The 6,709-nt window shown below is 65.4% G+C and carries 5 protein-coding genes and 1 tRNA gene; 5 read left to right on the forward strand and 1 reads right to left on the reverse strand.

Translation table 11 applies throughout. The annotated features are described in order from the left end of the window. Positions 1–184 precede the first annotated feature (184 nt). From Q0176_RS00760 to Q0176_RS00780, 5 genes are all read left to right on the forward strand, one after another. The gene (locus tag Q0176_RS00760; protein WP_299298058.1) at positions 185–1,174 is read left to right on the forward strand and encodes a GLUG motif-containing protein; all 990 of its coding nucleotides are present in this window, start codon (positions 185–187) and stop codon (positions 1,172–1,174) included. Positions 1,175–1,340: 166 nt separating this feature from the next. After that, positions 1,341–1,418 (forward strand) — tRNA-Pro (locus Q0176_RS00765). A gap of 233 nt (positions 1,419–1,651) precedes the next feature. Beyond that, entirely contained in the window at positions 1,652–3,589 is a 1,938-nt protein-coding gene (locus Q0176_RS00770; protein WP_299298060.1) for a transketolase, read from the forward strand. 54 nt (positions 3,590–3,643) lie between these two features. After that, positions 3,644–4,219, forward strand: coding sequence for an epoxyqueuosine reductase QueH (locus tag Q0176_RS00775; RefSeq protein WP_299298062.1), 576 nt, complete (start codon positions 3,644–3,646; stop codon positions 4,217–4,219). Positions 4,220–4,376: 157 nt separating this feature from the next. Continuing rightward, entirely contained in the window at positions 4,377–5,003 is a 627-nt protein-coding gene (locus Q0176_RS00780) for an AAA family ATPase (protein ID WP_299298064.1), read from the forward strand. Between the two features lie 125 nt (positions 5,004–5,128). Here the strand turns inward: Q0176_RS00780 and Q0176_RS00785 are convergent, their stop codons facing one another. Then, positions 5,129–6,514: a glucose-6-phosphate isomerase gene (locus Q0176_RS00785; RefSeq protein ID WP_299298066.1), complete on the reverse strand. Its 1,386-nt coding sequence runs from the start codon at positions 6,512–6,514 to the stop codon at positions 5,129–5,131. Positions 6,515–6,709 lie beyond the last annotated feature (195 nt).

Consider the following 6,709-nt stretch of genomic DNA (forward strand, 5'->3'; position numbering starts at 1 on the left):
AGACCTCCGTTGACCACCGCCCCAGAAGACCGCACCCCCATCGATCCGTCGGCTGAACGCGGACAGCCTGCTGTCCCTCGCCGCGAACGTCAACGGCGGGAAACGGGATGGCTATTCGGGGCGGTACTTCAAGCTGAGCGCCGACATCGACCTCAGGGGCATCAAGTGGACGCCGATCGGGAATATGAACGACCACGAGAAACGATCGACCTTCTTCCGCGGCACCTTCGACGGGGCGGGCCGCACGGTGTCCAACCTGCGCTACGAGACGGATGCCTTCACCGTCGGAGCCGGACTCTTCGGCGTCAGCAGCGGCACGATCAAGGACCTCAACGTCGTCAATGCGTTCGTTCACGTCACTCATCTCCCCGCGGGGGAGAGGAAGTCTGTGGCGATCGGCGGAGTCGTCGGCTACAACCTGGGCGCCGTGGAGAACGTCGCGCTGACCGGCAGCTCCTCCATCCTCGGCCTCAACTGCGTCGGCGGGGTCATCGGCGGCAATAGCCACGGAACGATCCGCAACTGCCGGACCCAGGGCGTCGAGATCGAGCTGATAGGCGACAACAACTTCCCCGACCGCATCGTCCAGGACGACATAGCCGAGTGCGGCGGCCTCATCGTCGGCGGCAGTTTCGGCGGCACGATCAGCGGCTGCACCGCCTCCGGCACGGTGAAGGCCTCCGGGAGGGAGCCGGTCGGCATGGGCGGCATCGGCGGCTGCCTCGAGATGATGGATTCGATCACGAACTGCAGGGCCGACGTAAAGATCGTCACGACGAACGGCGGGCACGCCATCGGCGGCCTGTGCGGCTATTCCGGAACGCACCCGGACAAGGCGAAGCACTCTGTGACCAACTACCCCGCGATCATCGACAACTGCTCCGTGACGATCGACATCGACGCGAAGGATGCGACGCACGTCGGCGGCCTTGTCGGAACGGGTCTTTACTATTACGGCAAGGAGACGGCCTTCAGGATCACGAACTGCTCCGTGTCCGGCACGATCGACGGAGCTGTGACCCCCGGGACGATCCTCGGGCGCACCAACGCGGACAGCTCGTACGACGCGGCGACGAAGGCGAACGCGAAGGTCCTCGTCGACGGCAAGTCCTCGGGGGCGGAGGTCGGCACGACCGGCCGGATGTACGAGAGCGCGGACCAGGGAGACGAATAATCGCTCTTACCGAAGTCCCTGCCGAATTCGCCGTGACATTAACGGAGCGCTTTTGACAAGATTCGGCGTCGGCCTGTCCGAGGGGTGACATTATCTCAGAACAACGACAGGCAGCGGCAGGCATCTTGACCTTTTTCAAAAAAACGCTAAAATATGTGGTCGTGTTCGGGACGTAGCGCAGTCTGGCTAGCGCATCTGCATGGGGTGCAGGGGGTCGGAGGTTCGAATCCTCTCGTCCCGACCATATTGCGACGACAAGGGCTCTTCCGCAAAATGCGGAGCGCCCTTTTTTGTTTTTCGTTCCACCTCCATTCCCTCTCCTTGTATAATAAGTCCGTTCGGTTTCGTGTCCCTCTTTTCGTGTCCTTCTTACATCACCCGCCGTGAGGGAGAGGCGTTTTTTCCCGTCTCCTCTGCGGCGGCTGCGAAGGCCGCGGTCAATCGCTTTTCTTGATCTTGAAAAAGGAGTGAAGCGCAATGTCTCTGCCCCATCTGCATGGCTTTCCGGTCCCCTCCCTCTCCGGAGAACAGATCGTCTCCCTGGAGGAGGCGGCGCGCCTGGCCCGCATCGATGCCGTGACCATGGTCGCGGCCGCCAACAGCGGCCATCCGGGCGGCGCGTTTTCCAGCATGGAGATGTTCCTGTCCGTCTACGGCGTGGCGAACCTCACGCCGGAAAACTGCGGAAGCTCAAATCGGGACTACGTCGTCGTCTCGCATGGCCATACCTCGGCCGGGGTGTACGCGGCCCTCGCCGCCTGGGGATTCTTCGACGCCGTTGAGGCCGTCTCCCATTTCCGGAGCTGCGGCAGCGTCTTTCAGGGCCACGTCGAGCGCGACATCCCGGGCGTCGACTGGGGGACGGGAAACCTGGGGCAGGGGCTCTCCGCAGGCGTCGGCTTTGCGCTGGCACAAAGGGCGCGGGGCTGCAAAGGGCGCACCTATGTCCTGATGGGGGACGGAGGGCAGACGAAGGGGCAGCTCGCCGAGGCCCGGCGTATGGCCGTGAAGGAGGGGCTCGAGAATCTCGTCGCCCTGGTCGACTGGAACGGCATTCAGATCTCGGGGAACCTCGACGCGGTGATGCCCTGCAACCTGAAGGCCCTCTGGGAGGCGGACGGCTGGGAGGTCGTGGAGTGCGACGGGCATTCCTTCCAGGCCCTTTACGGGGCGCTGCGCGGCGCGGGGTCCGGGGGACGCCCGACGGTCCTGCTCTGCCGCACGGTCATGGGCAAGAACGGCGGCGCCATGGAGGGGACGCACGAATACCATGGAAAGTCCCCGAAGAAGGATGTCTACGAACAGGTCATCGAGGGGCTGCGGGGCGATCCCGGCGTCCTGGAAAAGGCGCTGGAGCTGCGTGCGGCCCCCTCCCGCTTCACGGGCAGGAAGGTCGAGCCCCTCGTCCCCTCCCTGGACCTGGGAAAGGCCTTCACCTACGACGGGGCGAAGATGGACAACCGCGGAGCCTTCGGCCGTGCTCTGGCCGACGTGGGAAGCCTGAACTGCGGAAAGGAGGGGAGGACGCCCCTGCTGGTGTTCGACTGCGACCTCGCCCCCTCCGTCATGACGGAGGAGTTCCGCAAGGCGTGTCCGTCCGGTTTCGTGCAGTGCGGAATCCAGGAGCACTCCACGGCCACGGCCTCGGGGGCCGCGGCGGCGGCGGGCGTCGTCTCCGTCTGGGCGGACTTCGGCGTGTTCGGCATCGACGAGGTGTACAACCAGCAGCGCCTGAACGACATCAACCACGCGGGCAACAAGACCGTCCTGACCCATGTCGGCCTCGACGTCGGGGAGGACGGGAAGACGCACCAGTGCATCGACTACGTCGGGCTGCTGCGCAACAACTTCGGGTGGAAGCTCGTGGTCCCGGCCGACCCGAACCAGACGGACCGGGCGGCGCGCTGGATGCTGGGCACGCCGGGGTGCATCTGCCTGGCGATGGGGCGCAGCAAGGTCGATGCCGTCGTGGATGCGCACGGGGCCCCCGTCTTCGCCGGGGACTACCGCTTCGAGTACGGCCGGGCGGTCCGGGTGCGGCAGGGCGGGATGGGGACGATCTTCGCTCTGGGGTCGATGACCCAGAAGGCTCTTGCGGCCGCCGGGCTCCTGGCCGGGCGGGGGATCGACGTCTCGGTCTGGAGCGTCTCCTGTCCCCTCGAGGTGGACCGGGCCGCCCTCGAGGAGGCCTGCGCCTCGGAGTATGTCCTCACCGTCGAGGACCATCACGTGGGGAGCGGCATGGGGGCGATCATGGCCCTGGAGATGGTTCGCGGCGGATTTTCGGCCTCGGTCCGATTCGAGGCCATGGGCGTGACCCGTTACGGGGACTCCGGCCCCGCCGCCGAGGTCTACCGCGCGATGGGCCTGAGCCCCGAGGGCATTGCCGGGACCTTCGCCCGCCTGAGGGGCTGAGCGGCGCGTGCGGCTCCGTTCGAGGCAGCGCTGTTTGAAGAGGGACGGATTGTCATGACGGCGCGGCGCATGATGCTTCATATCTGCTGCGCGCCCGACGCGACGGTGCCGATGCGCGAGCTTCAGGCGGAGGGGTGGGAGGTGTCCGGTTTTTTCTACGGCTCCAACATCCATCCTCAGGAGGAGTACCTCCGGCGCCTTGCCGCGCTGCGCACCCTCCGGGACTGCGAGTCCGTGCCCGTAGTCGAGGCCCCCTATCTTCCCAGGAGCTGGTTCGACAGGATGGCCGGCCTGATGGAGGAGCCGGAGGGGGGCCTGAGGTGCACGGCCTGTTTCGCCCTCCAGCTGGAGGCCGCGGCCCTCGAGGCTCGGAGGAGGGGCTATGGGCGCCTGTGCTCCAGCTTGACGATCAGTCCGCATAAGGACGTCCCGAGGATCCTTCGCCTGGGGGCGGAGATCTGCGGCCGCCACGGGCTGGACTGGGAGCCCCGCGTGTGGCGCAAACACGACGGCTTCCTGAGGTCCCTGAAGCTGTCCCGGGAGATGGGGCTGTACCGGCAGAACTACTGCGGCTGTCTTCCGAGCCTTTTGGGGCGGAGCGTGTTTCCCGCAGCGGCGGTCTCCCCCTGATTCCGATTCCGGATCGATCGCATACTTCGTTGTTTTTGCGCACCTTGCTCGACGTACCTCTTTGTACGCCCTCGCTGCGGTTCGCAAAAGCCGCCTTGTCTACGAATGATCTGGAATCGGAATGGAAAAAGCTGAGAGAGATGAGAGGTGTCGGGTCATGCGTCGTCTGGTGGTGGCGGTCAGCAGGGAGTTCGGCAGCGGCGGACGCCTGCTTGGGGAAAGGATTGCGCAGGAGCTGGACCTTCGGTTCTACGACAGGGCGCTGATAGCCCTCGCGGCCCGGGAGAGCGGTTTTGCCCCCGAGGCCTTCGAGGATGCCGAGACCGAGGCGGCGAACAAGTTTCTCTTCAGCCTTTCGATGGGGGGCGGCGCGGTTCGGGACGGCCTGTTCTGGGTCGAGCCGCCCGTGGGAGACCGGCTCTTCATCGCTCAGTCCAAGGTGATCGAGCGCCTGGCGGAGGAGGGCGGGTGCGTCCTTGTCGGGAGGTGCGCCGCGTATCTGCTGCGCAGGGACCCGAACTGCCTGAAGGTCTTCGTGCATGGAGAGAGGGAGGACCGTCTGAGTCGAATCGTCTCGCAGTACGGGGTCCCGGAGGCCGGCGCCGAGGACCTGCTGAACCGTATGGATCGCGGGCGGGCCAACTACTACGAGCATTATACGACGTCGAAATGGGGCGACGTCCACGATTTCGACCTCGCCGTGAACACGACGTCCCTGGGGCTGGAGCTTGCGGCGGGGGTGATCCGCCTGGCCGCGGAGGCGAGGATGCGCAGGGCGGAGTGAGCCCCTTCGTCGTCGCATCCTCATAGGGAATCATATAAACGTTCCCCGCGGAAGGGCCCCGAACCGAAGGGCCTTCCCACGGGGAATCGTTTTGTCCCCTTTCCTCGGTTCAAAAGGGGAACGGTTCAAAAGGCGGCGACGCGCTCTCCGATCCTGCCGGACAGGGTGCGGACCTCCTGCGCTTCCGCCTCGAAACCGGAGCGCCCCATCAGTCCGTAGGTATAATTCTTGCCCTGCTCGACACCGGGCTGGTCGAACGGGTCCACCTCCATGAGGTAGCCCGTCAGGGCCGTTACGTACTCGTAGAACTGGATGAGCGCCCCCAGCCGGAAGGCGTCCAGGGTCGGGATGGAGAGCGAGACGACGGGACGGCCGACCTTGTGCAGCGCCGCCGCCGTGGCCTCGGCCTCGAAGTTCCTCAGCGTGTCCATCGATTTCCCGTACAGGTAGGAGAGCTTGTCGAAGGATCTCTCGGCCGCGGCCGGCAGGGCGATGTCCCCCTTGCCCTGGTCCACGGTGAGGATGGTGTAGAACTTGTCGTCCGGCCCCGAGGTGTAGAGCTGGATCTGCGAGTGCTGATCGATGGCGCCCAGAGCGCGCACGGGCGTGGACCCCCTGCCGTCCTTGCCCAGGGACTCGCCCCAGAGCTGCGCGAACCACTCCCCGAATCGCTCCAGGGGGTCGGCGTAGGCCATCAGGACGTTGATGTTGCGCCCTCTGTCCATGTGCATGAGGTTGAGCCCGGCCAGGACCCAGGCCGGGTTCTCCAGGACCGAGGCGGACCGGCTCAGCCGCGCGTCGAGCTCGCGGGCCCCCTGCAGGAGCTCCTTGCAGTCGATGCCGAGCGCCCAGGCCGAGAGGAGCCCGACGCAGGACAGAACGGAGAAGCGTCCCCCGACGTCCTCGGGAAGCACCAGGCTCTTGCACCCGGTCTCCTCGACGAAGGGACGGAGGATCCCCTTCTCCTTGTCCGTCACCACGACGACCCGCTCGCGGGCCGATGCCTCTCCCAGCGTGTCCCTCAGCTTTTCCCAGAAGAAGAGGAAATTCGCGGCCGTCTCCGCCGTGCTTCCCGATTTGCTGACGACGACGACGGCGGTGCTCTCCGGATTGATGAGGTCCCAGATGGCGCGGTTCTCGGCGGAGTCCACGTTGTCGGCCATAAAGAAGCGCGGCGCGTTGCGCTTCGAGGAGGGCAGCTCGTTCCAGAAGGAGGGGAGGAGGGCGTTGTGGAGCATGAGGTTGCCCAGTGCGGACCCCCCGATCCCCACCTGGACGATCGATTCGCGGGTGGCCAGCCAGCGGGCCAGAGTCTGAACGGCGTCGACGTTGCGCCCCGGGAGGTCCATCCAGCCGAAACCCTGCTTGCCCGCGGCCGCGTTTTCCCTCAGCCAGGCGTCCCCCGCCCGAAGCCTGGGCGTCAAAGCGTCGATATCCGCAAAGGCGACGGCCCTGCCCCCTCCCGTGAGTGCCGCGCCGTAGGCCAGCGACAGCAAGGATTTTTCCTGCATTAGGACCCCTCCTCGTCTGAATCGAAAACGTCGTCGAAAGAATGCGCCTGCCGCTCCCTGTCGGAGCCCGCTCGTTCAACGGGATAACCGTGTTTTACTTTCGTATCTTAGCATAATCGAGGCCGAAAAACAGCCTCGGGAATGCGCCGTACTCGAGTGTGGAGGAATTATACCTCGTTGCATTGTATTTTTGCT

Origin of the sequence: uncultured Fretibacterium sp., assembly GCF_938040765.1 — a bacterium.
Classification (GTDB): domain Bacteria; phylum Synergistota; class Synergistia; order Synergistales; family Aminobacteriaceae; genus CAJPSE01.